Source organism: Streptomyces sp. NPDC026092, from assembly GCF_040638605.1.
GTDB lineage: Bacteria > Actinomycetota > Actinomycetes > Streptomycetales > Streptomycetaceae > Streptomyces.
This window is the reverse complement of record NZ_JBEZYN010000006.1, coordinates 213,686-239,595: the sequence shown is the minus strand read 5'-3', so window position 1 is coordinate 239,595 and position 25,910 is coordinate 213,686. Positions and strand designations below refer to the sequence as shown.

Sequence of the window (25,910 nt, the reverse complement as noted above, 5' to 3'; positions counted from 1 at the left end):
ACCGATCATGACCGTGACCGCCCCCGCGACCGCCGGGGAGACCAGGGGGCTTCCCTCCCTGGGCCCCGAGGCGACCGCCCTGCTGCGGCTCCTCGACGACACCTTCGAGAGCTGGGGCGTGGCCGCCGGCGCCCGCCCGATGACCATGCCCCCGCTCCTGCCGGTCGCCGACCTGGCCCGGCTCGACTACTACGACAACTTCCCCCACCAGGCCGTCGTCGCCGCCCCGCTCTCCCTGGAGCGCCGCGAGGCCTCCGGCATCTCCTGCGACGACAACGGCTGCTTCCCCTGCGACGCGCTCCAGCCCGCCGCGCTCGGCCTGCCCTCGGCGTCCTGTTACGCCGTCTACCTGGACCACCAGGGCCGGCAGGTCGCCGACGACGCGCTGGTGACCGTCTGCTCCTGGTGCTTCCGCAAGGAGACCCACTACGAAGGCATGCGGCGCCAACTCGGCTTCCGTATGCGGGAGATCGTCGCCATCGGCACGCGCGAGCACGCCGAGACGCACCTGTGCGACTTCACCGAGCGCATCCACGCCTTCGCGGCGGCGCTCGACCTGCCGCTGCGCAAGGAGGCCGCCTGCGATCCGTTCTTCGACAAGGGCGGCTCCAAGGCGGTGCTCGCCCGCCTCACCCCGGTGAAGCACGAGTTCCTGTACGAGGACCTGGCGATCGCCTCCGTCAACACGCACCGCAACTTCTTCGGCGACCGCTGCGCCATCACCCTGGAGTCCACCGGCGGCCCCGCGTTCACCAGCTGCGTCGCCTTCGGCCTCGAACGCTGGCTGTCCGCGCTGACCCGCCGCCACGGCGACTGGTCCACGGCCACCCGGGCCGTGGCGGAGGCACGTACCGCGGTCGGGCCGGTGAGCTGACGTGCCGGCCCGTCCCGTCGCCCCGCCGGCGGGCGGCCTGGCCCTGCCGAGCCTCGGCATGGACATCGTGTCCGTCACCCGCGTCCGCCGGCTGCTCGCCGAGTACGGCGAGACGTTCTTCGAGCGGATGCTCACCCCCGGCGAACTCGCCGACTGCCGCACCTCCTCCGGACTCGACGTGCTGAGTCTGTGCGGGCGGATCGCGGCCAAGGAGGCGGCCTTCAAGACCCTCCGGGTCCGCGGCAGGTTCCTGCCCTGGACGGACATCGTCGTACGGCGCTCCGAAGGCGGCTGGCCGCTGGTGGAGCTGCGGCGGAGCGCCGCCGAGATGGCCGCCGAGACCGGCATCACCGAGATCACGGTGTCCATCAGCCACGACGTCGACTACGCGGTGGCGGTCGCCGCCCCGCTCATCGCAGCCCCCACCCACACCTAGAAGGAGAAGCACCATGTCCGACGGCCTGCAGCAGGTGAAGAACTGGATCCTGGACCGGCACCCCGAGCGGTCCGACATCGCCGACGACCTCGACCTGATCGAGAACCGGCTCATCGACTCGCTGTCCTTCGTCGAGTTCGTCTTCCTCCTGGAGCAGCAGTGCGGGAGGGCGATCCAGATGGAGACCCTGGAGGTCGACTCCATCCGTACCCTCGCCGCGATCGAGGAGCACTTCTTCAAGGCCCAGGTGAAGGCATGAGCAGCCGGCGGCTCTTCACCTCCGAGTCGGTGACCGAGGGCCACCCCGACAAGATCGCCGACCGGATCAGCGACACCATCCTGGACGCGCTCCTCACCGACGACCCGGACGCCCGGGTCGCGGTGGAGACCCTGCTCACCACGGGTCTCGTCCACATCGCGGGCGAGGTGACCACCACCGCGTACGCGCCGATCGCGAAGCTGGTGCGCGAGGCGATCCTCGACATCGGCTACGACTCGTCCATGAAGGGCTTCGACGGCGCCTCCTGCGGGGTCTCCGTCTCCATCGGCGCCCAGTCGCCCGACATCGCGCAGGGCGTGGACACCGGCGGCGCCGGCGACCAGGGCCTGATGTTCGGGTACGCCTGCGACGACACGGCCGAGCTGATGCCGCTGCCGATCGCCCTCGCCCACCGGCTCGCGCGCCGGCTCACGGCGGTCCGCAAGGACGGGACCGTCCCGTACCTGCGGCCGGACGGCAAGACGCAGGTCACCATCGAGTACGACGGGGACCGTCCGGTCCGGCTCGACACCGTCGTGGTCTCCTCGCAGCACGCGGCGGACATCAGCGTGGAGGGGCTGCTGACCCCGGACGTACGGGAGTTCGTCGTCGAGGCCGAGCTGAAGGCGCTCGCCGAGGAGGGCGTCAACCTGGAGTCCGACGGCTACCGGCTCCTGGTGAACCCGACCGGCCGGTTCGAGGTCGGCGGGCCGATGGGCGACGCGGGCCTCACCGGCCGCAAGATCATCATCGACACGTACGGCGGGATGGCCCGGCACGGCGGCGGCGCGTTCTCCGGCAAGGACCCGTCGAAGGTGGACCGCAGCGCCGCGTACGCGATGCGCTGGGTCGCCAAGAACGTCGTCGCTGCCGGACTCGCGCGCCGATGCGAGGTGCAGGTGGCGTACGCGATCGGCAAGGCGGAGCCGGTCGGCCTGTTCGTGGAGACCTTCGGCACGGGCACGCTCCCGGACGCGGCGATCCAGGACGCCGTCAGCGAGGTCTTCGACCTGCGGCCGGCCGCGATCATCCGCGACCTGGACCTGAAGCAGCCGATCTACGCGACGACATCGGCGTACGGGCACTTCGGGCGCGAGCTCCCCGAGTTCACCTGGGAGCGCACGGACCGCGTGGAAGCGCTCAAGAAGGCCGCGGGTCTCGGGAAAGCCGCGGGGGTGTAGGGATGCGGATCGCTGTCACGGGGTCCATCGCGACCGACCATCTGATGACCTTCCCCGGCTGGTTCAGCGAGCAACTGCTCGCCGACCGGCTCGACCGGGTCTCCCTGTCGTTCCTCGCCGACAACCTGGAGGTCAGACGCGGCGGAGTGGCAGCGAACATCGCCTTCGGGCTCGGTGTCCTCGGGCTGCGCCCGGTCCTGGTGGGCGCGGTCGGCGCCGACTTCGAGCCGTACCGGGTCTGGCTGAAGGACCACGGGGTCGACACCGACTCGGTGCGGGTCAGCTCCGCCCTCCACACCGCCCGCTTCGTCTGTACCACCGACCGGGCGCAGAACCAGATCGCCACCTTCTACGCCGGAGCGATGGCCGAGGCCCGCGAGATCGATCTGCGGGAGGTCGTCGCCCGGACCGGGCGTCTGGATCTGGTCCTGGTCTCCCCGGACGACCCCGAGGCCATGCTCCGGCACACCCGCACCTGCCGCGAGCTCGGGATCCCGTTCGCCGCCGACCCGTCGCAGCAGCTGGCGCGGCTCGGCCGGGAGGAGGTGCGGGGGCTCGTGGAGGGCGCGCGGTGGCTGTTCACCAACGAGTACGAGACGGCCCTGCTGGGCGAGAAGTCGGGCTGGTCGGAGCCGGAGATCCTGCGCCGGGTCGGCGCCTGGGTCACCACGCACGGCGCGTCCGGCGTCCGGATCCGCCGCGAGGACGGGGACGGGGACACCCTGTCCGTACCGGCGGTGGAGGTGCCCGGGGTGGTCGACCCGACCGGGGTCGGCGACGCGTTCCGGGCCGGGTTCCTCGCCGGCACGGCCTGGGGCGTGCCCGAGCGGTGCGCGGCGCAGCTGGGCTGCGCGGTGGCGGCGACCGTCCTCGACTACGTGGGGACGCAGGAGTACCGGCTGCACCGGGAGCCGCTCCTCGACCGGATCAGGACGACGTACGGGCTCGGCTGCACCGCCGAACTCCTGGTCCACCTGAGGGGGTTGTCGTGACGTCTTCCCTGCGGGAGGAGCTCGGGCGCCGGGTCGTCGTCGCCGACGGCGCCATGGGCACCATGCTCCAGGCCGCCGACCCGACGATGGACGACTTCACGGGCCTGGAGGGCTGCAACGAGGTCCTGAACGTGACCCGGCCCGACATCGTCGCCGCCGTCCACGACGCGTACTTCTCCGTGGGCGTGGACTGCGTGGAGACCAACACCTTCGGGGCGAACCTGGCCGCGCTCGCGGAGTACGGCGTCGAGGAACGGGTCTACGAGCTGTCCGAGGCCGGTGCCAGGATCGCCCGTACCGCCGCCGACGCCCACACCGCGGCCGACGGCAGGCCCCGCTGGGTCCTGGGCTCCATGGGTCCGGGGACGAAGCTGCCGACCCTCGGCCACATCGCGTACGAGCCGCTGCGCGAGGCGTACCAGCAGAACGCCGAGGGGCTGATCCGGGGCGGCGCCGACGCCCTGCTGATCGAGACCTCGCAGGACCTGCTCCAGACGAAGGCGGCCGTCATCGGCGCCCGCCGGGCCCTGGAGTGGTGCGCGCTCGACCTGCCGCTGATCGTGCAGGTCACGGTGGAGACCACCGGGACGATGCTGCTCGGCTCGGAGATCGGGGCGGCGCTGACCGCCCTGGAGCCGCTCGGCATCGACATGATCGGCCTCAACTGCGCCACCGGACCGGCCGAGATGACCGAGCACCTGCGGTACCTGTCCCGGCACGCGGGCATCCCCCTCTCGGTGATGCCGAACGCGGGGCTCCCCGTGCTCACCTCCGACGGCGCCCACTACCCGCTCTCGCCGGCCGAACTGGCAGACGCGCAGGAGCGGTTCGTACGGGAGTACGGCGCCGTGCTCGTCGGCGGCTGCTGCGGTACGACCCCGGAGCACCTGCGCGCGATCGTCGAGCGCGTGCGGGGCGCGGCCGTCCCGGCCCGTACCCCGGTCGCGGAGCCCGGCGCGTCCTCGCTCTACGGCCATGTGCCGTTCCGGCAGGACACCGCGTACCTGGCGATCGGGGAGCGGACCAACGCCAACGGCTCGAAGAAGTTCCGCGAGGCGATGCTGGAGGGCCGCTGGGACGACTGCGTCGAGATGGCGCGCGACCAGGTCCGCGAGGGCGCGCACATGCTCGACCTGTGCGTCGACTACGTGGGCCGGGACGGTGTCGCCGACATGGCCGAGCTGGCCGGCCGCTTCGCCACCGCCTCCACCCTGCCGATCGTCCTCGACTCGACCGAGGTGGCGGTGCTCCGCGCGGGCCTGGAGAAGCTCGGCGGGCGGGCCGTGATCAACTCGGTCAACTACGAGGACGGTGACGGGCCCGAGTCGCGGTTCGCGCAGGTCACGGCGCTCGCCAAGGAGCACGGGGCGGCGCTGATGGCGCTGACCATCGACGAGGCGGGGCAGGCGAGGACGGCCGAGGCGAAGGTCGCGATCGCCGAGCGGATCATCACCGAGCTGACCCGGACGTGGGGGTTCAGGGAGTCGGACCTGCTGATCGACTGTCTGACGTTCACGATCTGCACCGGCCAGGAGGAGTCCCGGCGCGACGGCGTCCACACCATCGAGGCGATCCGCGAGCTCAAGCGCCGCCACCCGGACGTCCAGACGACCCTGGGGCTCTCCAACATCTCCTTCGGCCTGAACCCGGCCGCGCGGATCGTCCTCAACTCGGTCTTCCTCGACGAGTGCGTGAAGGCGGGCCTCGACTCGGCGATCGTGCACGCCTCGAAGATCCTGCCGATCGCCCGCCTTGAGCCGGAGCAGGTGGAGGTCGCGCTCGACCTGATCCACGACCGGCGCAGGGACGGCTACGACCCGCTGCAACGGCTCCTCGAACTCTTCGAGGGCGCGACGGCGAAGTCCCTGAAGGCCGGGAAGGCCGAGGAGCTGCTCGCGCTGCCGCTGGAGGAGCGGCTGAAGCGCCGGATCGTGGACGGCGAGAAGAACGGCCTGGAGGCCGACCTGGACGCCGCTCTGGCGGAACGGCCGGCCCTGGAGATCGTCAACGAGGTGCTGCTCGACGGCATGAAGACGGTCGGCGAGCTCTTCGGCTCGGGGCAGATGCAGCTGCCGTTCGTGCTCCAGTCGGCGGAGGTCATGAAGACGGCGGTGGCGTATCTCGAACCGCACATGGAACGCTCCGACGAGGACGCGGACGGCAAGGGCACGATCGTCCTGGCCACCGTGCGCGGAGACGTCCACGACATCGGAAAGAACCTCGTCGACATCATCCTGTCCAACAACGGCTACGACGTGGTGAACCTGGGGATCAAGCAGCCGGTCTCGGCGATCCTGGAGGCCGCCGAGGAGCACCGCGCGGACGTCATCGGCATGTCCGGTCTGCTGGTGAAATCCACGGTGATCATGAAGGAGAACCTGGAGGAGCTGAACGGCCGCGGCCTCGCGTCGAAGTTCCCCGTGATCCTCGGCGGCGCGGCGCTGACCAGGGCGTACGTCGAACAGGACCTGCACGAGCTGTACGAGGGCGAAGTGCGCTACGCCCGCGACGCCTTCGAGGGCCTGCGCCTGATGGACGCGCTGATGGCGGTCAAGCGGGGCGTGCCCGGGGCCGTACTGCCGGCGCTGAAACAGCGCAGGGTGCCGAAGCGGGCCGCGCCCGTGCTCGACGTACGGGAGCCGGAGCCGGTCGGCCGCTCGGACGTGGCCGTCGACAACCCCGTACCGGAGCCGCCGTTCCTCGGCACGCGCGTCGTCACGGGCATCCCGCTCACCGCGTACGCGCCCTGGCTGGACGAGGGCGCCCTGTTCAAGGGCCAGTGGGGGCTGAAGGACCCCGCGACGATCGAGTCGGAGGGCCGGGCCCGGCTCGCGGCTCTGCTGGACCGGGTCGAGCGGGAGGCCCTGACCGAAGCGGCCGTCGTGTACGGCTGGTTCCCCTGTGTGTCCAAGGGCGACGACCTGATCGTCCTGGACGAGGACGGAGGCGAGCGGACCCGCTTCTCCTTCCCCCGCCAGCAGCGGGGCCGCCGCCTCTGCCTGGCCGACTTCTTCCGCGCCGAGGACTCCGGGGAGGTGGACGTGGTGGCCCTCCAGGTCGTCACGGTCGGTTCCCGGATCGGCGAGGAGACGGCACGGCTCTTCGCCGCCGACGCCTATCGCGACTACCTCGAACTCCACGGCCTGTCGGTGCAGTTGGCGGAGGCCCTGGCCGAACACTGGCACGCGCGCGTGCGCGCCGAGTGGGGCATCGGCGGCGCGGACCCGAAGGCCATGGCCGGCATGTTCCGTACGGAGTACCAGGGCTGCCGCTACTCCCTCGGCTACCCCGCCTGCCCCGACCTGGAGGACCGGGCGAAGATCGCGGCGCTGCTGCGGCCCGAGCGGATCGGGGTCGAGCTGTCGGAGGAGTACCAGCTGCATCCGGAGCAGTCGACGGACGCGTTCGTGGTGCACCACCCGGAGGCGAGCTACTTCAACGCGGGCGGCAGACGCTGACGGCGCAGACGACCCCCTTCCCTTTCCGTCTTCTTCTCTTCTGACTTCGAGGAGTTCTGTTTCATGCCTGATTTCAAGGTCGCGGACCTGTCCCTGGCGGAGTTCGGCCGCAAGGAGATCACCCTCGCCGAGCACGAGATGCCCGGCCTGATGGCGATCCGCCGGGAGTTCGCCGCGAGCCGGCCGCTGGCCGGGGCGCGGATCACGGGCTCGCTGCACATGACCGTGCAGACGGCCGTCCTGATCGAGACGCTGGTCGCGCTCGGGGCCCGGGTCCGGTGGGTGTCCTGCAACATCTACTCGACCCAGGACCACGCGGCGGCGGCGATCGCGGCGGCCGGGATCCCGGTCTTCGCCTGGAAGGGCGAGACCCTGGAGGAGTACTGGTGGTGCACGGAACAGGCCCTGACCTGGCCGGACTCGCCGACCGGCGGCCCGAACACGATCCTGGACGACGGCGGTGACGCCACGCTGCTCGTCCACAAGGGTGTGGAGTACCAGAAGGCGGGCGAGGTCCCGGACCCTTCGACGGCCGAGAACGACGAACTGCGCGTGGTCCTCGATCTGTTGAAGAACACGAAGCTGGACTGGACGGCCCTGGCGGCCGGCATTCGCGGCGTGACGGAGGAGACGACGACGGGCGTCCACCGCCTGTACGAGATGCACCGCGCGGGCGCGCTGCTCTTCCCGGCGATCAATGTGAACGACGCCGTGACGAAGTCGAAGTTCGACAACAAGTACGGCTGCCGCCACTCGCTCATCGACGGCATCAACCGGGCGACGGACGTGCTGATCGGCGGCAAGACGGCGGTGGTCTGCGGGTACGGGGACGTGGGCAAGGGGTGCGCGGAGTCGCTGCGCGGCCAGGGCGCCCGCGTGATCGTCACCGAGATCGACCCGATCTGCGCGCTGCAGGCGGCGATGGACGGCTACCAGGTGACGACGCTGGAGGAGGTGGTGGAGACGGCGGACATCTTCGTCACCACCACGGGCAACAAGGACGTCGTCATGGCGTCGGACATCGCCCGCATGAAGCACCAGGCGATCGTCGGCAACATCGGTCACTTCGACAACGAGATCGACATGGCGGGGCTCGGGCGGATCCCCGGGATCGTGAAGGACGAGGTGAAGCCGCAGGTCCACACGTGGACGTTCCCGGACGGCAAGGTCGTCATCGTCCTCTCCGAGGGCCGCCTGCTGAACCTGGGCAACGCGACCGGCCACCCGTCCTTCGTGATGTCGAACTCGTTCGCGGACCAGACCCTGGCCCAGATCGAGCTCTTCACGAAGCCGGAGCAGTACCCGACCGACGTCTACGTCCTCCCCAAGCACCTGGACGAGAAGGTCGCCCGGCTCCACCTGGACGCGCTCGGCGTGCGGCTGACCGAACTGCGCCCCGAGCAGGCGGCATACATCGGGGTGCCGGTGAGCGGCCCGTACAAGCCCGACCACTACCGCTACTGATGCGCGCCGACCCATGGCTCCCGGACCGGCTGCTGCGGACGGAACGGGACGCGCTGATGCCGCTGCTGCGCCGGACGCCGGAGGAAGTGTTCGAGCTGCGCACCGCCTGCCCGGGCTGGACCGCCCGGCAGGTCCTCGCGCACTGCGCGGCGGCCCTGGTCCGGATCGTCGAGGGCCGCCTGGAGGAGGGCGTCTTCCTGCCGGAGGCCAACGCGGCCGACGTGGCCGAGCGGGAGGAGTGGCCGCCGGCCCGGATCCTCGACGAACTGGAGCGCGGCCTCACGGAGGCCGGCCCGGTGATCGCGGCGACGGAGGACGGCACGCTGGACGCCGTGGCGCTGGGGGAGTGGGTCCACGCCGGCGACGTACGGGAGGCCTTCGGCGAACCGGGCGCGTACGGCGGGGCGGCGACCCTGGACCTGGCCCTGCCCCTGCTGGCGGTCACGAGTCGCCGCCGGGACACCCCGGCGCTCGTGGCCACCCTGACGGGCCGGGCCGAGCCGCTCGTCCTCGGCGGCCCGGTGGAGGGCCGCACCCCGGCGCACTACTGGGGCGACGCGGCGACGCTCGTACGGATCTACTCGGGCCGCCCCCTGGTCGGCACGCGGTACGAGCTGACGGGGGCGACGGAGCAGGAGCTGCTGATCTACCGGTAGCCCTTTCGGCGCCGGTCACGATGCGGAGGGCGGCGGGTCCTGCTCGACTGAGGAGTACCCACGCCCACGCAGAACGGGAGCACCAGCATGCCGGTCATCGTCACGGTCGAGTTCCCGGGCGCCACGCAGCAGATGTACGAGCAGGTCAACGCCCAGATCGACGCGGCGCCCTGGTGGCCGGCCGAGGGCTTCATCGCCCACGCGGCGGGCCCGGACGGCAGTGGCGGCTGGCGGGTCGTGGACTTCTGGGAGTCGCGGGAGTCGTTCGTCGCGTTCACGGAGAAGGCGATGCCGATCTTCCAGTCGGCGGGGATGCCGACGGCGATCCCGAAGGTCCAGGACGCGGTGAACGTGATCACGAGGTAGCGGCGGGCCCCGGAAAATCCATTGCCGGGCCGGGACGCCGGAGGCCACCCTTCACCGCATGACTTCCCATGCCTCCCCCTCCGCCCCCTCCGTGGCGGACCTGTTCTCCGCCGAAGGACGCCTGAAGGCGATCCCGCGCAAGGCCCCGCGCCGGGCGCAGCTCCTCGCGCACCTGGCGGAGGCGCTCTTCGACCCGTCGCGCGCGTACAGCGAGCGCGAGGTGAACGAGGCGCTGCTCACCGTCCACGAGGACTTCCCGGCGCTGCGCCGCTACCTCGTGACCGGCGGCGAACTCTCCCGTACGAGGGACGGCTCCGCCTATCGCCGGGCCCTCAAGCCCTCCCAGCAGCAGCCCGGCTCCCCCGGAGGCACGATCCCCGCCGTGGCGTGAGCGCCGCGCTGGTGGCCGGCCTGCTGGCCGGCTACGGCATCGCCATCCCGGTCGGCGCGGTGGGCGCCTACCTGGTGGCGGTCACGGCACGCACCGGCTGGCGCACGGGAGCGGGCGCGGCCCTCGGGGTGGCGACCGCGGACGGCGTGTACGCCCTGGTGGCCGTCCTGGGCGGCTCGGCCCTGGTCCCCCTGCTCGCCCCGGTGACGACCCCGCTGCGCTGGGCGTCGGCGGTGGTCCTGGTGGCTCTGGCGGCGCGCGGGGCGTGGACGGCGGTACGGGCGTACAGGGCGCGGGCACAGACCCAGGCGGCCGGAACCGAGGAGCGGGGCCTGACCCCCCTCAGGGCGTACGCCACCTTCCTGGGGATCACGATCCTCAACCCGATGACCGTGATCTACTTCGCGGCCCTGATCCTGGCGACCGGCCCGGAGGGCCCGTCGACCCCCCTGGACCGTACGGTCTTCGTCCTGGCGGCCCTGGTCGCCTCCGCGAGCTGGCAACTGTTCCTGGCCTCCGGCGGCGCACTCCTCGGTCGCGGCCTGACGGGACCGAGGGGCCGCCTGGCGACGGCGTTGGTGTCGAGCACGCTGATCGCGGGCCTGGCGGTGCACTTGGTGAGCTGACCGGATCAGGGCACCTCTGGAAGGATACCGTCGATATCCTTTTGCGTACGGGGGAGTTGGCATGCCGGGGGCTGCGGGTCAGCTGGTCAGCGGGCGCTATCGCCTGGTCGAGGCGGTCGGGCGCGGAGGCATGGGCCGGGTGTGGCGGGCCCGTGACGAGGTCCTCGACCGTGAGGTCGCGGTCAAGGAGGTCCTCTTCGAGGCCGTACCGCCCGAGCTGCGCGCCGAGTTGATCGCCCGTACGGAGCGGGAAGCGCGGACCGCGGCCCGGCTGCGGCATCCGGGGATCGTGACGGTCCACGACGTGACGGAGTACGAGGGCGCGCCCTGGATCGTCATGGAGTTCGTGGCGGGGCCTTCGTTGGCCGGGTTGCTCGCCCGTGAGGGCCGGCTGTCGTGGGAGCGCACGGCGGAGATCGCCGCGACGCTGGTGGACGCGCTGGGACACGCGCACGCGGCCGGGGTCGTGCACCGGGACCTCAAGCCGGACAACGTGCTGTTGGGCGGTGACGGCCGGCCGGTGATCACGGACTTCGGGATCGCCCGGGTCCTGGACTCCACGCAACAGCTGACCCGTACGAACACGGTCATCGGCACCCCGCAGTTCATGCCGCCGGAACAGCTTGAGGGCAAACCGGTCGGGCCGCCGGCGGACATGTGGGCGCTGGGCGCGACCCTGTACGCGGCGCTGGAGGGGCGCCCGCCCTTCGACGGGCCGTCGCTGACCGCGATCATCGTGGCCGTCCTCACCCAGCCGACGCCCCGGTCCGTGCACGCGGGCCCGCTGGCCGAGCTGCTGGCAGCGCTGATGGCGAAGTCGCCCGTCGAGCGTCCGGACGCCGCGGCTACGGCGGAGTGGCTGGAGAGGCTGAAGAGGCCGCGTACGCCGGACGCCCCGAGAGCCGTCAACCGGACCCCGACCGTGCTGGATCAGCCGGTCGACGCGCCCGCCCGCGCTTCGGTGTCCACTCCCAGCCGTCGCAGGCTGCTGATCGGCGGGCTCGCGGTGGTCGTCGGTGTCGGCGGGCCCGCGGTCGCGGAACTCGTGGACCGGGGCGGCGAGGGAGACGCGGGGAAGGACGGGAAGGCCGGTGAGGGGCTGTTCGCGACGACCCCCTCCCTCACCCTCAGCGGCCCGCAGGAGCGGATCGAGTCGCTGGCCTTCAGCCCCGACGGCAGGACGATCGCCGCAGGGGCGGCGGAAGGCACCGTCCATCTCTGGACCAGCCCCGATTTCGCGACCGCCCCCGTGGCCGACACGCTCGACACGGGCACCTACAACGCCGGAGCCGTCGTCTTCAGCCCCGATGGCGCGACCCTTGCCTCCGCGGGCAACGACCGCACCATCCGGCTGTGGGACACGACCACTCAACGGGTGCGCGCGACACTCACGGTCCCGAAGGCACCGCTGATTCCCGAGAGCCTCAGCCAGTACGTGTCGACCCTCGCCTTCAGCCCGGACGGAGCCATGCTCGCCACGGGGGGAGGGGCCACGCGTGCGGTGTGGCTCTGGGACGTCCGAACCCGCGAACTCGTCGCCACCCTCGACGGGTTCGACGGCGGCGGGGTGACGGCGCTGGCGTTCTCGTCCGACGGCAAGACCCTGGCCATCGGCACGTACGACGAAGGCGTCATGCTGTCGGACCTGGTGCCGGGCAAGCCGCCGGTCGTTCTGCGTGACGCCCCGGAAGACAGGGACGGCTGGATGGAGGGGTTGGCGTTCAGCCCTGACGGCACGAAGCTGTACGGCCTCGCTGCCCAGGATCTCGAACAGTGGGACATCGCCACGCGCAAGCGCACCGCCTTCACCGGCTTCGGTCTGCTCGCCAGAGCCGTCGCGTTCAGCAGTGACGGAACGGTGGCGGTCACGGCCGGCGACCGGCTCCAGTTGTGGGACCCCGTGAAACGTACCGAGCGGCAGATGATCAAGGAGGCGGCCAGGGCCGAGGCGGTGGCCCTCAGCCCCGACGGCCGGACCATCGCCCTGGGCCGAGAGGGTGCCGTCGACCTCTACCGCCGGAACTGACGCCCGCAGGAAGCCGGATTGCCCGCAGGTCTGCCCTCGCGGGCGGCGACACGCACCGCCGTAGGCGGTGAGGATGGTGAGGCCCCCTGTCGAAGGGGCGGAGGAAGGAGCGGTCGATGCGCAGGTCGGCTCGGAACGAGCGGCGCAAGCCGGGGACGGCGCCCGAGTCGTCGCGTGCCGCGGACCGCGCGGAGGCCGTGACCGCGGGGCCGGGGCTCCTGCAGCCCGGTCGTACCGCGGACCTGTCTCCGCTGCAGAGCAGTTGGGGGAACGCGGCGGTCGCCGCGGCGGTCCAGCGCATGGAGGCGCCGCAGGGGCGCAAGCGCAGGGTGTCCCCGTCGGCGGAGGAGCAGGAGGAGCCGAAGCACCTGCGGGAGGCCGAGTCCTCCTCCGAGGACATGGAGTCCTCTTCCGAGGAGGAGTGGGAGGAGCAGTTCTCGGCGGAGTACGTCGAACTGCTCGGCAGGCAGCAGAGCAAGACCATGGGGCTCCTCGAGGAGATGGACGAGAAGGGCGCCCCCGAGCGCGTCGTGAGAGCCGCCGAGGACAAGCTGGAGATGATCAGCCTCCTCCGGAACCTGGCCCCCATGATGTCGGTGGAGACCGTGAACGAGGCCATCCGGCTCATCAGTGCGAAGCCCGACAGTCCTTCGAAGAAGAACTACCTGAGCAGGCTCGACGCCCAGCTCGGCTATCTCGCGCAGGAGTTCCCGTCCGAGGAGCTTCCGACCGAGGAGAACGTCCAGGCGCTCTGGTCCGAACTGCAGCCCGCCTTCGGCGGCGCAGGCGCCCAGGTGGGCGAGGACGGCTGTGAGGACCGGGCCCACGCGATCTGTCTGGCGTTCGCCGAGGCCTCGCCGGCGTTCGCCGCCCACCACCTCTCGAAGCACTGGGCCACCTCGTCGGGGGCCCGGCTGCACACGGATCACCAGTGGAACCACCACGTCGCGGCCTCGGTGACGACCGCGGACGGGGTGCTGGTCATCGACCCCGTCTTCTCCCGTTCGGGTCCGCTCACCCTGAGCGAGTGGGCCAGGCGCGTCCAGGTCGACGTGGGCGCGGACGTCCATCAGACCGCCTGGGGATTTCTCGGCAAGCCGGGTCGGGACAACCGCCCGGACGCCAACAGCGCCGTGGAGTACATGGGCGGGGCCTGAGACTCCCCGTCGCTCTCACCGCCTCCGCGCATGCGAGGCCGGCAGGAGCGCGGCGCCGAGGGTGAGCGCGCCCGCCGCCATGACCCCGCCGCGGGAACGCCAGGACATGACGGACCAGCAGGACTGGGCGGACAGGAGCGAGCCGGCGCTCAGCCAGGAGCCGACCGAGGCCACGGACGCGGCCGAGCCGATCGAGCCGATGGAGAGTGCCGAGCCCACGGAGCCGATGGACAGGACCGAGCCCACCGAGCCGATGGACAGGACGGAGTCCCGGGACCAGAGGGAGAGTGCGGCGGTCATTGCTTGTCGACGCGCTCGCACACCACGAAGCCGGGTTCGATCTCCGGGCATTCGAAGACCGGCTGATGGCTTCCCGCCGTCGTGGTCAGAGTCGTCGTTCCCGCGTCGTCGCCCTTGCCCGTGGGGTGGTACGCGAGCGAGAAGTGCTGGTCCGCATCGGGATACTTCTCGAGCAGGCCGCGGAATTCCGCGAGCAGGCCGCCGAACTCCTCCGGGATGATGTCAGTCGTGTTGCGTTGCTCGGACGCTGTCATTTCTGCCTCGCCTGAGTGCGTCGCGCCGGCCCCCACCTCCAGCTTCACACGACGCACGCGCATGCGCAGAGCGTGTCACGCGCGGCCCAGCGCCACCCGCAGCGTGATGCCGTGGCGGCTGCGCAGGCGCCGTACCTCCCAGACCGACAGTGCGGTCACCGACAGCGGGCCGCCGACCATGAACGCGTACAGCACCTCCGGAGGCGCGGCGATGTCCGGGCCGCTGAACAGCTGGAAGGCGAAGAGCGACCAGACGAGGAGCGGCGCGAGCAGCGCCGGCAGCAGCTGGTGCACGTCGGAGGCGCGGAAGCAGGTGGCGACGCAGCCGTAGGCGACGACGACCGTGTACGGGATCGAGACGATCAGCACGACGAGGGCCGCGAGCGCGCCGACGACCAGGACCAGGAACGACAGGATCGTGGAGATCCACCCGGGGCCGGTGATCGACTCGAAGAAGCCCTTCAGGTCCTCACCGTTGATCGTCTCGCCCTTCAGGGTCAGGAAGGTCACCCACAGCGCGAACGGGCCGAGGGCGAGCGCGAGGGCCGACAGGATCGGGGTGTGCAGCCGCGCCGCGAAGTGGCGGCGCCTGTCCCGGGTGCTCGCGGCGAGGAACACCGTGATGCCGATGACGGTCCCGACCAGCAGGATCCCGCAGGCCAGCCCCAGCTCCAGGAGCTTGCCGAGCACGTAGTCCTCCCCGTCGCTGCTCAGGGGGTACGCCACGAACAGCCCGACGGCCGCGGCCAGGCCGAGCATCGTCCGGGCGAGCTGGAGCCGGCTCACCAGGCCGTCCTCGACGCGCGCCAGGCCGAACTCGTCACCGGGATTCCCCGCCGAGCCGGTCAGGAAGGCCCTCAGCGCCCCTCCGGCCGTACGCCGATCACCCGATATGTGTCGTGTCCCGCTCACCTGGCATCCCCCCGCGGCACCGTCTCTCGCCAAAACAACAGCGAGCACCTTACCGGGCCGGTACAGCCGCTCTGCGTCCTGTCGGGTCGGGTTGGCCTGGTCGTGACAGATGTCGCTCAGTCGATGCGGACGATCTGGAAGGCCTCCGCCGTCCGGCCCGGCGGCAGGCCTCCCGCCCTCGCGTGTTCGGCGAGCCAGGTCCGTAACAGGCCCGCCAGGTCGTCGAAATGGGCCGTCTGCGAGGTGTGGATGCGCAGGGCCTCCACCTTGCGGTCGAAGACCGTGGTGACGTCCACGTACTGGTTGGGCGTCGGGCCCGTCATCAGCCACAGCTCGTGGACGGTCCACGGCTCCAGGCCCTCCTCCTTGAGGAGGGAGGGGTGCGCGAAGGGGTTGCGGGCCTCCGGGTAGACCGCGCGGAGGCCCGCGTCGCCGACCGCGCGGTGGTCCGGGTGGAGGTCCGCCGCGCGGGCCCAGTTGATCTCGGGGGAGGGGATGATCACCCGCTGCGGGCGCACCTCGCGGATGACCCGGCACAGGTCGCGGCGGAGCTCCACGCTCGGTTCCACGAAGCTGTCGGGGTAGCCGAGGAAGCGGACGTCCGCGACGCCGCTGAGCTTCGCGGAGTGGACCTGCTCGGCGCGGCGCAGGTCCGCCATCGCCTGGCGCGGGAGCCGTGCGTCGTAACCGCCCGCGTCGCCGTCCGTGACGATGCAGTACGTGACGCGGGTGCCGTGCTCGATCCACCGCATGACCGTGCCGCTGACGCAGAACTCGATGTCGTCCGGGTGCGCGGCGACCACCAGCAGGGACTCGGGGGGTGTGCGGTTGAAGTCCTCCATGGGGCCAGCGTGTTGGTGGGGGCGGGGGCGTCGCAAGGCCATGCCGTGGCGTGAACTGGACATGGCACTTACGCGCCATTCAAAAACTTGGTACGTTCAAATCAATGAGCGGGTAGGGAAACGGACGACCCGGAGGCGACCGTCATGTGCAGGATCTTCGGCAACCTGGCAGCCGGCGCGGGGGGCGGTGGGGCAGCCGCCCGGCCCGACGCGGCCGAACTCGCCGCCGTCTCCGCGCGCCAGCGCCACGGCGGCCCCGACGAACACCACGTGCTCAGCGGGGCCGGCTGGTCGCTCGGCTGCGACCGGCTCGCCGTCACCGAGCCCTGTGGAGGACAGCAGCCGTACCGGCTACCGCACCTGCCCGGGATCCTCGCCGTCCTCAACGGCGAGATCTACAACCACACCGAGCTCCGCCTGCACCTCGCCGCCCGGGGCCACCGCTTCCCCGACCGCTGCGACGGCACGGTGCTGCCCGCGCTCTACGCCGAGTACGGCCCCGCGTTCGCCGAGCACCTGGAGGGCATGTTCGCCGTCGCCGTCCTCGACCTCAGGCCCGGTCGGACCCAACTCGTCCTCGCCGTCGACGACATGGGCATGAAGCCGGTCCACTGGCACCACGACCCGGCGGACGGCTCCACGCGGTTCGCCTCCGAGATCCCGGCCCTGCTCGCCTTCGAGGGCGTACGGATCGCCCCGCGCGAGGACTCCCTCGACACGGTCCTCGCCACCCGTACCTCCTTCTCGTCCCGGACCGCCCTCGACGGCATCGAGGTCCTCGCGCCGGGCGCCACCGCCGTCGTACGGCCGGGCTGCCGCCCGCTCGTACGGCGCCGGGCTCCGCACCGGGCCACCGCTGGGGATTCGAGCACGCAGGACGTGTTGCGGCGGGAGGTCCGCAGGCTCGCCGAGTCCGAGCTGCCCGTGTGCGCGATCACGAGCGGCGGGCTCGACTCGGGGCTCGTCACGGCCCTCGCCGCCGAGTACGCCCGCGAGACGGACGCCCCGGCGCTCCACACCTTCCACCTCACCTACCGGGGCCGCTGGCCCGACTCCGAGGCCGCCCACGCCCGCTCCGTCGCCCGCCGCGCGCGTACGGTCCACCACGAAGTCTCCCTCGACCCGGACGAGTTCGGCTCGCTCCTGACCCGTACGGTCCGCCATCTCGGGCAGCCCAACGCCGACCCGATCGCCCTCTCGACGTACGCCCTGTTCCGCGCCGTACGGGAGGCCGGCTTCACGGTCGCGCTCGCCGGGGACGGGGCGGACGAGCTGTTCGGCGGGTACGAGCGGATGCGGGCCGCCCTGGAGACGCCCGAGTGGGTCCCGGCCTACGTGGACGCGCTCTCGGCCGCGCCCCGGCTGCTGCGCGAGCACCTCTACACCCCCGCGTACCGCGCCTACATCGCCGAACACGGCTCCGCCGCCGACCGGATCGAGCAGGAGCTGCGCGCGTGCGGACCCGACCGGGCCACGGCGCTGACCGCCTTCGAGACGCGCTGGCGGCTCCCCGCGTACCACCTGCGGCGCGTCGACCACCTGTCGATGGCCTGGGCCGTGGAGACCCGGCTGCCGTTCTGCCAGCCCGGGGTCGTCGCGCACGCGCGCGCCCTGCCCCCGGGGGCGCTGCGCGGCAAGCGGGCGCTGTACGAGGCGGGGCGCGAGCTCCTGCCGCCGTCGGTGCTCGCCCGGCCCAAGCAGCCGTTCACGCTCCCCGTCGCGGCGATGCTGACCCCGGGCAGCCCGCTCCTCGACACGGTCCGCGAACTCCTCTCGCCGGCCCGCCTGGTCCTCGGCGGGAAGCTCCGCGCCGACCGCGTGCGGGGGCTCCTCGCCCGCCAGCTGGAACGCCCCAACCAGCGTGACGCCCAGGCCCTTTGGGCCCTCGCGGTCCACGAGCTGTGGACGGACGTGGTCCAGGGCATGCGGATCCCGGTGGGTTGCGTGGCGTGAGCGACCGGAGTGCCTGCGGGCTCGTCGAGGTCGCCGTCGTGCGCGCCGAGGACGCGCCCGGGCCGACGCTCGTCGTCGAGGTGGAGCGCCTGCCACCGGGCGCGCTTGCGGTCACATGCGAACTGGCCGCCCTGCGCGCGGCCCTGGCCCGCACGCCGTACGGGCGCGTGAACAAGATCGCGCTGTACGGACCGCCTGCGCGCCCGGGCGCCGACCTCGACTACCGCTTCGTGCAGGCCCTCCCGGGCGGCGCCTTCGACTTCCGTACCGGCTGCGGCCACTCGCTCCTCGCCTGCGTGGTGGCCGCCGCCCGCCCCGGCCCGGTCACGGTCCACGCGCTGACGACGGGCGACCTGGTCCGCTGCACCCCGGAAGGGCCGGGGGAGACCACCCTCGCCTTCCTCCGCGCCCCCACCGCCCCCGGCACCCTCCCCACCGGCCGCCCGGTCGACGTCGTCCGTGTCCTCGGTGGGGTGCCCGTCTCCCTCGTCCGGTACGGGAACCCGTACGTCTTCGTGGACGCCCGGCACCTCGGCCTCCCGACCCGCCGCGCACTCTTCCGGGCCGGGGACGACGTCCGCCACGCCCTCCTCGCGCTGCGCGCCCATGCCGCCCGGCTCCTCGGGTACGACGAGGGTTCCGCGCTGCCCAAGGTCGCCGCGTTCGCGCCGCACCCCACCGGGATCGCCGTCCGCGCGCTCACCGTCGGCGGCTGGCACCCCCGCCTCGCGCTCACCGGGGCGGCCGCCCTCGCCGCCGCCGGGGCGCTGCCCGGAACCGTCGTACCCGACCTCGCCGGACGGCCCGTGCGGACCCCCGGCGGGCGGACCGTCAGCGTCTCCGCCGGCGCCGACCATGTCGCCGTACGGCACAAGCGCGCGACCGTGCTCGAACGGCTCGAACTGCCCTGGCGTATCCACGCAACGGCGTGAATGCGCACCCCTCTCACCGGGCCTGGGCCGCCTTTCCTCTGTCACGCTGAATGACGACCGGAAATCGGTATTCATGGGGAGAGCGGACCAGAATGAAATTCGAGAACCTGCGAGTCGTCGTGACCGGAGCCTCCCGCTATTTCGGCCGCGCCCTCGCCGTCGGATTCGCCCATCTCGGCGCCGAGGTCTATGTGTCGGCCCGAACCGTCGAGGCCGCCGAGCGCACCCGTACGGAAGTCATGGGGTCCGCCCGCGACCGCATCCACGCCTTCGGCTGCGACCTGAGCCGGCCCGCCGAGATCCGGGAGTTCGCCGCCCAGGTCCGCGAGCGCACCGACCGCGTCGACCTGCTCGTCAACAACGGCGCCCGCTGGCTCGACGCCATCGACCTGGAGGCGGCCGGCGACGAGGAGATCGTCGAGACGATCGAGTCGACGGCGGGCGGCACGGTCCTGATGGTCAAGCACTTCCTGCCGCTGCTCCGCGGCTCGCACCGGCCCGACATCGTCAACATGGTGGCCGTCCGCGACGCCGAGGGCGTCTCGGCCGCCACCGGCGGCGCGCACGAGGCGTTCTGGGCGGCGAAGAGCGCGCAGGCGGGCTTCGCCGACATTCTCGCGCGCCGCCTGCGCCCCTCCGGCGTCCGCGTCTTCTCCCTCTATCCGCCCGATTTCTCCACCTCGGACCCGAGGTTCGCGGAATGGGAGGGAGTGACGTCGGCGGACGGAATCGGCCCCGACGAGAAGCTCACCACGCAGGCCCTTTTCGAATGCGTCGTCTACGCCGTCGAGCAGCCCCGCGACTGCTTCATCCGCTCCTTCCATTTCGAACCCCGCTGAAACCGCTGAACCCGCTGAACCGCTGAACCCGCTGATCTTCGCTGAGCCTCGGAGCAGCACCCAGCAGCTCATCAAGGAGGTCCCATGACCACCCCCGTCTGGATCACCGCGACCCCTCCGGCCACCCACGGCGAACTGCACATCGGTCATCTCGCGGGGCCGTACGTCGCCGCCGACGTCCTCACCCGGTTCCTGCGCGCGGAGGGCGAGCCCGTGCGGTTCACCACCGGCACCGCCGACCACGCCAGCTCCGTCGAGGTCCGGGCGCTGCGGCTGCACCGCAAGCCCGAGGAGGTCGCGGAGGGCTACCGCGCCGCGATCACCGCCGACTGGCTGCGCTCCGGCGTGGAGTTCGACCACATCGTGCGGCCGCGCCGGGACCGGGGCTACGGACGCTGGGTGCAGGAGCTCTTCAGCCGGCTGTACGCGCAGGGGGTCATCGCGCCCCGCACGCGGCTGCTGCCCTACTGCGAGCCGTGCGAGCGGTGGCTGTACGGCGCCCACGTCACCGGCACCTGCCCGCACTGCGGCGCGGTCAGCGGCGGCGGGATGTGCCACGAGTGCGCGCGCCCCAACGACGGCGGCGACCTGATCGAGGCGCGCTGCTCGCTCTGCGAGACGCCCGCCCTGTCGCGCCGCTGCCGCCGGCTCTACGTCCCCCTCGAACCGTTCCGCGAGGCGCTCGCCGACTACTGGGCCACCGCCGGTCTCCCGCCCCGGCTCGCCGCGCTGTGCGAGTCGCTCGTGGAGGACGGGCTGCCGGACATCGCCGTCGGCCACCCGGCCGAGTGGGGGCTCCAGGTGCCCGTCGAGGGCTTCCCCGAGCATCGCATCGACGGCTGCTTCGAGGCCGCCGCCATGCACCTCTTCGGCTACGACCCCAAGGGCCCGCTGCCGCGCCGCGCCATCCACTTCTGCGGCTTCGGGCACGCCTTCTGCCACGCCGTGCTGCTGCCGGTGCTGCTCCTCGCCCAGGACGTCAAGCTGCCGCAGGACTTCTGCGTCAACGAGTCGTACGTCGTCGAGGAGGGCGTCCAGGAGGGCAACGTCTGGGCGCTCGACCTGCTCACCGAGTACGGCTCCGACACCCTGCGCCGGCACGTGCTCCAGGCCCGCCCGCTGGGCCGCCGCACGGTCTTCCACCGCGACCGGCTCGCCGCGGCCCGCCACGAGCTCGACGAGAGCTGGAACAGCTGGCTCGCCCGGCTCTTCACCGCCGTACGCGAGGAGTGCGCCGGTCTCACCCCGCAGGCGCTGCCCGGCGGCACCGGCTGGGAGGTCCTGGAACGGCGGCTGCGCCGGGCGGTGGAGGACCTGCGCGAGGCGTACGGCCCCGATGCCTTCGACCCGCGCCGCGCGGTCGCCGTCCTCGACGAGATGGTCCGCTCGGTGGCCGACTTCGGCCACGTCAACGCCCACGAACGCTGCCGGCCCACCACCGCCTGCCCCCATCTGCCCGCACTGGCCGCCCAGTTGGCGGTCGCCTCGGCGCTCTCGGCGTGGGCGCGGCCGGTGATGCCGGAGGGCGCCGACCGCCTGGCCGCCGCGCTCAAGACCGAGCCGGGCGGCCCGATCGACGCGACGGCGCTCACCCCGCCCGCGCCGGGTACGCGTCTCGCCCCACCGTCGGGACCGGTCTTCGGTTTCTGACCGCTCACCTCAGTTCCTCAAGCGCCCCCCACCCCAGCGCCGTCCCACCCATCCCTGCCGCGTGGACCGTGCGCGCGCGACGCGCGGGGGCACGTGGCCCGCCTCCCAGGAGCCCCACGTGTCCCTGCGCGTCGCCATGCTCAGCGTCCACACCTCCCCGCTGCACCAGCCGGGCACCGGCGACGCCGGTGGCATGAACGTCTACATGGTCGAACTCTCCCGCGCCCTCGCCGAACAGGGCGCCCAGGTCGACCTGTTCACCCGCTGCCGGGGCGAGGGCCGGCCCCCGCTGGTCGAGCTCGCCCCCGGGGTCCGGGTCCGGCATTTGCACGCCGGGCCGCGCCGGGCGCTCCCCAAGGAGGCCATGCCCGGGCTCGTCGTCCCGTTCTCGCTCGCCCTGCTCAAGGAGAGCGCCCGCTACGACCTGGTCCACTCCCACTACTGGCTCTCCGGGCAGGCCGGGCGCATCGCCGCGGCCGGCTGGCGGATACCCCTGGTCCACACCGCGCACACCCTGGCCCGGGTGAAGAACGCGGCGCTCGCGGCGGGCGACACCCCCGAGCCCGAGCTGCGGATCCGCGGCGAGCACCAAGTGGTCGAGTGCGCCGACCGGTTGATCGCCAACACGGCCGACGAGGCGGCCGCCCTCGCCTCGCTGTACGGGGCTGCGGGACCGCGCACGGAGGTCGTACGGCCGGGTGTCGATCTGCGGACGTTCGGACCCGCTCCGGGCGGCCGGGCGGCCGCCCGGGCGCGTCTCGGACTGCCCGCCGACGCCTTCGTGCCCCTCTACGCCGGCCGCATCCAGCCCCTGAAGGGGCCGGACGTGCTCGTACGGGCCGTGGCGGAGCTGCTGTTCCTCGCCCCGGAGCTGCGCCGCAGGCTCCTGGTCCCGGTGGTCGGGGGTCACTCGGGGGCGACCCGGGAGGGTTCGGCCTGGTGGCTCGCGCGGGAGCTCGGGGTCGACGATGTGCTGCGGCCCAGCCCTCCCGTACCGCGGGAGCGGCTCGCGGACTGGTACCGGGCGGCCGATGTGCTCGTGGTGCCCTCGCGCAGCGAGTCCTTCGGTCTTGTGGCCCTGGAGGCGCAGGCGTGCGGGACGCCGGTGCTCGCGGCGGCGGTCGGCGGGCTGCCGACGGCGGTGTGGGACGGGGTGACCGGACTGCTCGTACGCGGCCATGACCCGCTGGAGTACGCCCGCCGGCTGCGGTGGCTCGCGGCGCATCCCCGGGCGGGGGCGACGATGGGGGAGGCGGCGGTCGCGCACGCCCGGGGGATGAGCTGGCGGGCCTCGGCCGCGCGGACGGTCGAGGTGTACGAGGCGGCGCGTCGGGACAGCGGGCGGATGGGGCAGGGGCGGCGGCACGCCCCTGCCCCGGCGGCCCCTCTCTCCTGGAGGAACGAGAAGGCCGTCGCACGAGTCTAGCATTTGTTTTGGTTGGACCAAAGGTGTGGATCGCTCCGGATCCCCCAATTCCGATACTGCGCAGGCGCATTGACGCATCCACGCCATGGCGGATCCACGCATGGAGAAACTCTGGATCCCTTTCCCGGTGCGGGCCAATATGGAGATGTCTTCAGGGAGCGCCCGGCGGCACGGGCCCCCGAAGTCGGAATTCGCATTCCAACTCCTGGAGGAAACATGTCTGCTGCGCGTATAGCGGGTATTCGGAAGACGGTCCGCCAGTTCGCCGTCGCGATCGTGGCCTGTACGGCCGTCGCCGGTGGCGCGGCGCTGGTCGCGGCCCCCGACGGCACCGCGCCCGTCGGCCCGCGCATGGTGGCCGACGGTCAGGACAACGGCTGGCCCGTCCCGCCGCCGTCCCCGGCCCCGACCGTCAACTGACCACCTGATCGACGTATCAACTGGGCACCTGCCGAACGGAATTCGTACCGGGGAGTCGAATCGGGCCCCGCGATCGCCGCGCGCGATTGCGGGGCCCGACCCGTGTCCGGGCCCGAATTCTCCCGCGGTCAGTCCAGCCAGCCGAGGCGAACCGCGCGTGCCCCCGCCTCGAATCGGCTCGACGCGCCCAGTTCCTGCATGAGTTCGGAGATCATCCGGCTCACCGTCCGCAGCGACACCCCGAGCGTGCGGGCGATCTTCTCGTCCTTCATTCCCGACGCGAGCATGTGCAGCGCCGCCCGCTGCTGCTCCGAGAGCCCGTCGCCGCCCCGCTCGGGCGCCGCGTCGTCGCCGTACGGCGTGGCCGTGTGCCAGCAGTGCTCGTACAGGCTCAGATACGGCCGTACGAGCGCACTGCCCCGGGCCAGGATCGCGCCCTCGCCGGGGTCCTCCGGGCGGATGGGCACCAGGGCGAACTGCCGGTCGGCGATGATCAGGTTCAGCGGGACGGACGGGGCGAGCCGGATCTCCACCCCCAGCTCGGCGCGCCGGCCGAGGAACTCCGCCATCTCCGGGAGCGCCGCCTCCTGCCGCCCGTAGATGGCGCGGACCCGCACTCCGTTGCCGATCTGCCGGCGGTCGCGGTCGAGCATCCGCTCCGGGTTCTGGCGCCCGGGCGTCCCGGGGTGCAGGGAGGCCGAACTCTCCTGCATCACATCGGTGATGTCCTCGATCGCCTGCTGGATGCGGCGGTAGTCGGTGAGCGCCTCGACCTCCGCCTCCGCCCGGGTCAGCGCGTCGGCCCGCAGGAAGGTGCCGGCCAGGGTCTCCAGGGTGCTGTACGCCCGGTCGGCCTCGGCGAGGTGCTCGCGCAGCCGCTCCCGCTCCCGTTCGAGGAGCCGCAGCAGCGCGATCTCGGGGTCGACCGCGGCGACGACATCGGTGTCGGAGCGCCAACTGCCGTCCTGGACGGCGGTGACGGTGGCGTGCGCGGCGCCGGTCGGCACGATCAGGCCCAGCTGGACGAGGGCGTCACGACATCGCTCGTACTCCTCGGGCGCGAGCCGTAAGTCCGCGTACGCCTCGCCGAAGCCGGACACGCCGCGCCTGCGCAGCTCCTGATAGAGGGTCAGGACGTCGTCATCCCGCCCGGGCGCGTCGATCGCGCTGTCCGTCGTGCCGGTGCCCGCGTCCGTGACCATGGCGAAGTGACCCCCTCTTCGTCCGAGTCGCCGCCCCGCCTCACCTTGTCACAGGGTCCGGCGACGAGCCGAGATGCCGATCTTGGATGTGTCGTGCGTCACTGTCGTGCGTCACGGTCGCTCGTCACGCCTCGCCCTCGCCGTCGAGCAGCCCGAGCCTGGCCGCCTTCACCCCGGCCTCGAAGCGGCTGGCGGCGCCCAGTTCGTGCATGACCTCGGAGAGCAGCCGGCTGACGGTCCGCAGCGACACCCCGAGGTTCTTCGCGATCTGCTCGTCCTTGATGCCGGAGGCGAGCATCCGCAGGGCCGCCCGCTGCTGCTCGGAGAGCCCGTCGCCACCGCGCTCGGGCTTCTCCTCGTCGCCGTACCGACCGGCGGCCTGCCAGCAGTACGCGTAGAGGGCGAGGTACGAGCGGACCAGGCCGGGCCCGCGCGCCAGGAGGGAGGCGGAGTCCGGGTCGTGGGGATCGGTGGGCAGCAGGGCGAAGTTCTCGTCGGCGAGCACCATGTTCATCGGCACGACGGGGGAGAGCCGGATCTCCACGCCGAGCGCGGCCCGCTCCTCCAGGTGCTGCGCCATGTCCGGGACGGAGCTGATCCGGCGGCTGTACATCGCGTGGACGCGCACCCCGCGCCCGCTCAGGGCCCGGTCGCGCGCCAGCTCGGCGGCCATGTCCTCGCGCCGTACCGAGCCCGTGTGCATGGAGTGCACGGAGGCGCGGACCGAGTCGCCGAGCGCGGCCAGTTCCTGCCGTACGCGCGCGGGGTCGGCGACGACCTCGACGTCGACGGCGGAGCGGGGCGCCGACCCGGCCCGGAGAAACGGTCCTGCCAGCGTGGCGAGGGTGGTCTGGGCCCGGCTGGTCTCGGCGAGCCGGTGCTCGAGCCGCTCCCGCTCGCGCTGGAGGAGCCGCACGAGCGCGACGTCGGGCTCGACGACGGCCTGCGGGGCGGGCGGGGCCTGTGTGTCGGGGCACTCCGGCGGGGTCTGCGCCTCAGGGTGCTCCGGCGGCGTGGTCTGGGTCTGCGCCTCAGGGTGCTCCGGCGGCGTGGTCTGGGTCTGGGCCTCAGGGTGCTCCGGCGCCGGTTCGATCAGGCCGAGGGCGGTGAGTTCGGCGCGGCAGCGCTGCCGGTCGGTGGCGGAGAGCCCGAGGCCGTCCGCGACGTCGTCGAAGACGGCGGTGGGCCGGGCACGGAGTTCGAGGTAGACCGCGAGAGCCTGTTCGCTTCCCGTACGCGTCCCGGTGGCGTGTTTGGACACTGAGCAGCAGACTCCCCCCGGACCCGTACGGGT

The 25,910-nt window shown here is 72.4% G+C and carries 25 protein-coding genes; 19 read left to right on the top strand and 6 right to left on the bottom strand.

The features are described 5' to 3' along the window. Positions 1 to 7: 7 nt before the first annotated feature. The 13 genes from AB0F56_RS12460 (at position 8) to AB0F56_RS12400 (ending at position 13,886) form a co-directional block, all read left to right on the top strand. A complete protein-coding gene (locus AB0F56_RS12460; protein ID WP_362007461.1) occupies positions 8 to 874 on the top strand; it encodes a hypothetical protein in 867 nt (288 codons plus the stop codon). A gap of 1 nt (position 875) precedes the next feature. Continuing rightward, entirely contained in the window at positions 876 to 1,310 is a 435-nt protein-coding gene (gene acpS, locus AB0F56_RS12455) for a holo-ACP synthase (RefSeq protein ID WP_362007459.1), read from the top strand. A gap of 13 nt (positions 1,311 to 1,323) precedes the next feature. Next, complete coding sequence (locus tag AB0F56_RS12450) at positions 1,324 to 1,569, top strand: acyl carrier protein (RefSeq protein WP_362007457.1); 246 nt, start codon at positions 1,324 to 1,326, stop codon at positions 1,567 to 1,569. Beyond that, positions 1,566 to 2,750, top strand: coding sequence for a methionine adenosyltransferase (metK, locus tag AB0F56_RS12445; RefSeq protein ID WP_362007454.1), 1,185 nt, complete (start codon positions 1,566 to 1,568; stop codon positions 2,748 to 2,750). The genes AB0F56_RS12450 and metK overlap by 4 nt, the downstream gene beginning before the upstream one ends. A 2-nt stretch (positions 2,751 to 2,752) precedes the next feature. Continuing rightward, positions 2,753 to 3,742, top strand: a complete 990-nt coding sequence (locus AB0F56_RS12440) for a carbohydrate kinase family protein (protein ID WP_362007451.1) — start codon at positions 2,753 to 2,755, stop codon at positions 3,740 to 3,742. Beyond that, positions 3,739 to 7,200, top strand: coding sequence for a methionine synthase (metH, locus tag AB0F56_RS12435; protein ID WP_362007448.1), 3,462 nt, complete (start codon positions 3,739 to 3,741; stop codon positions 7,198 to 7,200). Before AB0F56_RS12440 ends, metH begins: the two co-directional genes overlap by 4 nt. A 63-nt stretch (positions 7,201 to 7,263) precedes the next feature. Continuing rightward, positions 7,264 to 8,664: an adenosylhomocysteinase gene (gene ahcY / locus AB0F56_RS12430; protein ID WP_362007446.1), complete on the top strand. Its 1,401-nt coding sequence runs from the start codon at positions 7,264 to 7,266 to the stop codon at positions 8,662 to 8,664. Further along, positions 8,664 to 9,320, top strand: coding sequence for a maleylpyruvate isomerase family mycothiol-dependent enzyme (locus AB0F56_RS12425; protein WP_362007445.1), 657 nt, complete (start codon positions 8,664 to 8,666; stop codon positions 9,318 to 9,320). The genes ahcY and AB0F56_RS12425 overlap by 1 nt, the downstream gene beginning before the upstream one ends. A gap of 87 nt (positions 9,321 to 9,407) precedes the next feature. Then, positions 9,408 to 9,686: a hypothetical protein gene (locus tag AB0F56_RS12420; RefSeq protein WP_362007442.1), complete on the top strand. Its 279-nt coding sequence runs from the start codon at positions 9,408 to 9,410 to the stop codon at positions 9,684 to 9,686. A gap of 58 nt (positions 9,687 to 9,744) precedes the next feature. Next, on the top strand, positions 9,745 to 10,077 hold the full coding sequence (locus AB0F56_RS12415) for a DUF2087 domain-containing protein (protein ID WP_362007440.1): 333 nt from the start codon (positions 9,745 to 9,747) through the stop codon (positions 10,075 to 10,077). Continuing rightward, entirely contained in the window at positions 10,074 to 10,703 is a 630-nt protein-coding gene (locus AB0F56_RS12410; protein WP_362007437.1) for a LysE family transporter, read from the top strand. Before AB0F56_RS12415 ends, AB0F56_RS12410 begins: the two co-directional genes overlap by 4 nt. A gap of 61 nt (positions 10,704 to 10,764) precedes the next feature. Continuing rightward, positions 10,765 to 12,729 carry a serine/threonine-protein kinase gene (locus tag AB0F56_RS12405; RefSeq protein ID WP_362007435.1) on the top strand — a complete coding sequence of 655 codons (1,965 nt, stop codon included), beginning with the start codon at positions 10,765 to 10,767 and terminating at the stop codon, positions 12,727 to 12,729. 116 nt (positions 12,730 to 12,845) lie between these two features. Next, positions 12,846 to 13,886 carry a protein-glutamine glutaminase family protein gene (locus AB0F56_RS12400; protein ID WP_362007433.1) on the top strand — a complete coding sequence of 347 codons (1,041 nt, stop codon included), beginning with the start codon at positions 12,846 to 12,848 and terminating at the stop codon, positions 13,884 to 13,886. 15 nt (positions 13,887 to 13,901) lie between these two features. Here AB0F56_RS12400 and AB0F56_RS12395 read toward each other — a convergent pair whose 3' ends face one another. From AB0F56_RS12395 to AB0F56_RS12380, 4 genes are all read right to left on the bottom strand, one after another. Then, positions 13,902 to 14,186: a hypothetical protein gene (locus AB0F56_RS12395; protein WP_362007431.1), complete on the bottom strand. Its 285-nt coding sequence runs from the start codon at positions 14,184 to 14,186 to the stop codon at positions 13,902 to 13,904. After that, complete coding sequence (locus AB0F56_RS12390) at positions 14,183 to 14,503, bottom strand: hypothetical protein (protein ID WP_362007429.1); 321 nt, start codon at positions 14,501 to 14,503, stop codon at positions 14,183 to 14,185. The genes AB0F56_RS12395 and AB0F56_RS12390 overlap by 4 nt, the downstream gene beginning before the upstream one ends. 12 nt (positions 14,504 to 14,515) lie before the next feature. Then, positions 14,516 to 15,352 carry a hypothetical protein gene (locus AB0F56_RS12385; protein WP_362007426.1) on the bottom strand — a complete coding sequence of 279 codons (837 nt, stop codon included), beginning with the start codon at positions 15,350 to 15,352 and terminating at the stop codon, positions 14,516 to 14,518. 116 nt (positions 15,353 to 15,468) lie between these two features. Next, entirely contained in the window at positions 15,469 to 16,194 is a 726-nt protein-coding gene (locus tag AB0F56_RS12380; protein WP_362007424.1) for a PIG-L deacetylase family protein, read from the bottom strand. 144 nt (positions 16,195 to 16,338) lie between these two features. Here AB0F56_RS12380 and asnB point away from each other — a divergent pair, with 144 nt between their 5' ends. From asnB to AB0F56_RS12350, 6 genes are all read left to right on the top strand, one after another. Next, on the top strand, positions 16,339 to 18,147 hold the full coding sequence (gene asnB, locus AB0F56_RS12375; protein WP_362007421.1) for an asparagine synthase (glutamine-hydrolyzing): 1,809 nt from the start codon (positions 16,339 to 16,341) through the stop codon (positions 18,145 to 18,147). Beyond that, a complete protein-coding gene (locus tag AB0F56_RS12370) occupies positions 18,144 to 19,079 on the top strand; it encodes a PrpF domain-containing protein (protein ID WP_362007418.1) in 936 nt (311 codons plus the stop codon). The genes asnB and AB0F56_RS12370 overlap by 4 nt, the downstream gene beginning before the upstream one ends. 92 nt (positions 19,080 to 19,171) lie before the next feature. After that, positions 19,172 to 19,918: an SDR family oxidoreductase gene (locus AB0F56_RS12365; protein ID WP_362007416.1), complete on the top strand. Its 747-nt coding sequence runs from the start codon at positions 19,172 to 19,174 to the stop codon at positions 19,916 to 19,918. A gap of 84 nt (positions 19,919 to 20,002) precedes the next feature. Further along, complete coding sequence (locus tag AB0F56_RS12360; protein ID WP_362007413.1) at positions 20,003 to 21,568, top strand: class I tRNA ligase family protein; 1,566 nt, start codon at positions 20,003 to 20,005, stop codon at positions 21,566 to 21,568. A 136-nt stretch (positions 21,569 to 21,704) separates the two neighbouring features. After that, positions 21,705 to 22,994: a D-inositol-3-phosphate glycosyltransferase gene (mshA, locus tag AB0F56_RS12355; RefSeq protein ID WP_362007880.1), complete on the top strand. Its 1,290-nt coding sequence runs from the start codon at positions 21,705 to 21,707 to the stop codon at positions 22,992 to 22,994. A 216-nt stretch (positions 22,995 to 23,210) separates the two neighbouring features. Further along, positions 23,211 to 23,414: a hypothetical protein gene (locus AB0F56_RS12350; protein WP_362007412.1), complete on the top strand. Its 204-nt coding sequence runs from the start codon at positions 23,211 to 23,213 to the stop codon at positions 23,412 to 23,414. Positions 23,415 to 23,542: 128 nt separating this feature from the next. Here the strand turns inward: AB0F56_RS12350 and AB0F56_RS12345 are convergent, their stop codons facing one another. Further along, positions 23,543 to 24,616: a helix-turn-helix domain-containing protein gene (locus AB0F56_RS12345; RefSeq protein WP_362007410.1), complete on the bottom strand. Its 1,074-nt coding sequence runs from the start codon at positions 24,614 to 24,616 to the stop codon at positions 23,543 to 23,545. A 124-nt stretch (positions 24,617 to 24,740) separates the two neighbouring features. Then, complete coding sequence (locus AB0F56_RS12340; RefSeq protein WP_362007408.1) at positions 24,741 to 25,877, bottom strand: LuxR C-terminal-related transcriptional regulator; 1,137 nt, start codon at positions 25,875 to 25,877, stop codon at positions 24,741 to 24,743. Positions 25,878 to 25,910 lie beyond the last annotated feature (33 nt).

Excerpts from the sequence above, each read along its gene's own strand:
- AB0F56_RS12460 (WP_362007461.1), top strand. The coding sequence starts at position 8 with ATGACCGTGACCGCCCCCGCGACCGCCGGGGAGACCAGGGGGCTTCCC.
- AB0F56_RS12450 (WP_362007457.1), top strand. The coding sequence starts at position 1,324 with ATGTCCGACGGCCTGCAGCAGGTGAAGAACTGGATCCTGGACCGGCAC.
- metK (WP_362007454.1), top strand. The coding sequence starts at position 1,566 with ATGAGCAGCCGGCGGCTCTTCACCTCCGAGTCGGTGACCGAGGGCCAC.
- AB0F56_RS12440 (WP_362007451.1), top strand. The coding sequence starts at position 2,753 with ATGCGGATCGCTGTCACGGGGTCCATCGCGACCGACCATCTGATGACC.
- ahcY (WP_362007446.1), top strand. The coding sequence starts at position 7,264 with ATGCCTGATTTCAAGGTCGCGGACCTGTCCCTGGCGGAGTTCGGCCGC.
- AB0F56_RS12425 (WP_362007445.1), top strand. The coding sequence starts at position 8,664 with ATGCGCGCCGACCCATGGCTCCCGGACCGGCTGCTGCGGACGGAACGG.
- AB0F56_RS12420 (WP_362007442.1), top strand. The coding sequence starts at position 9,408 with ATGCCGGTCATCGTCACGGTCGAGTTCCCGGGCGCCACGCAGCAGATG.
- AB0F56_RS12415 (WP_362007440.1), top strand. The coding sequence starts at position 9,745 with ATGACTTCCCATGCCTCCCCCTCCGCCCCCTCCGTGGCGGACCTGTTC.
- AB0F56_RS12405 (WP_362007435.1), top strand. The coding sequence starts at position 10,765 with ATGCCGGGGGCTGCGGGTCAGCTGGTCAGCGGGCGCTATCGCCTGGTC.
- AB0F56_RS12400 (WP_362007433.1), top strand. The coding sequence starts at position 12,846 with ATGCGCAGGTCGGCTCGGAACGAGCGGCGCAAGCCGGGGACGGCGCCC.
- AB0F56_RS12395 (WP_362007431.1), bottom strand. The coding sequence starts at position 14,186 with ATGACCGCCGCACTCTCCCTCTGGTCCCGGGACTCCGTCCTGTCCATC.
- AB0F56_RS12390 (WP_362007429.1), bottom strand. The coding sequence starts at position 14,503 with ATGCGCGTGCGTCGTGTGAAGCTGGAGGTGGGGGCCGGCGCGACGCAC.
- AB0F56_RS12380 (WP_362007424.1), bottom strand. The coding sequence starts at position 16,194 with ATGGAGGACTTCAACCGCACACCCCCCGAGTCCCTGCTGGTGGTCGCC.
- asnB (WP_362007421.1), top strand. The coding sequence starts at position 16,339 with ATGTGCAGGATCTTCGGCAACCTGGCAGCCGGCGCGGGGGGCGGTGGG.
- AB0F56_RS12365 (WP_362007416.1), top strand. The coding sequence starts at position 19,172 with ATGAAATTCGAGAACCTGCGAGTCGTCGTGACCGGAGCCTCCCGCTAT.
- AB0F56_RS12360 (WP_362007413.1), top strand. The coding sequence starts at position 20,003 with ATGACCACCCCCGTCTGGATCACCGCGACCCCTCCGGCCACCCACGGC.
- mshA (WP_362007880.1), top strand. The coding sequence starts at position 21,705 with ATGCTCAGCGTCCACACCTCCCCGCTGCACCAGCCGGGCACCGGCGAC.
- AB0F56_RS12350 (WP_362007412.1), top strand. The coding sequence starts at position 23,211 with ATGTCTGCTGCGCGTATAGCGGGTATTCGGAAGACGGTCCGCCAGTTC.
- AB0F56_RS12345 (WP_362007410.1), bottom strand. The coding sequence starts at position 24,616 with ATGGTCACGGACGCGGGCACCGGCACGACGGACAGCGCGATCGACGCG.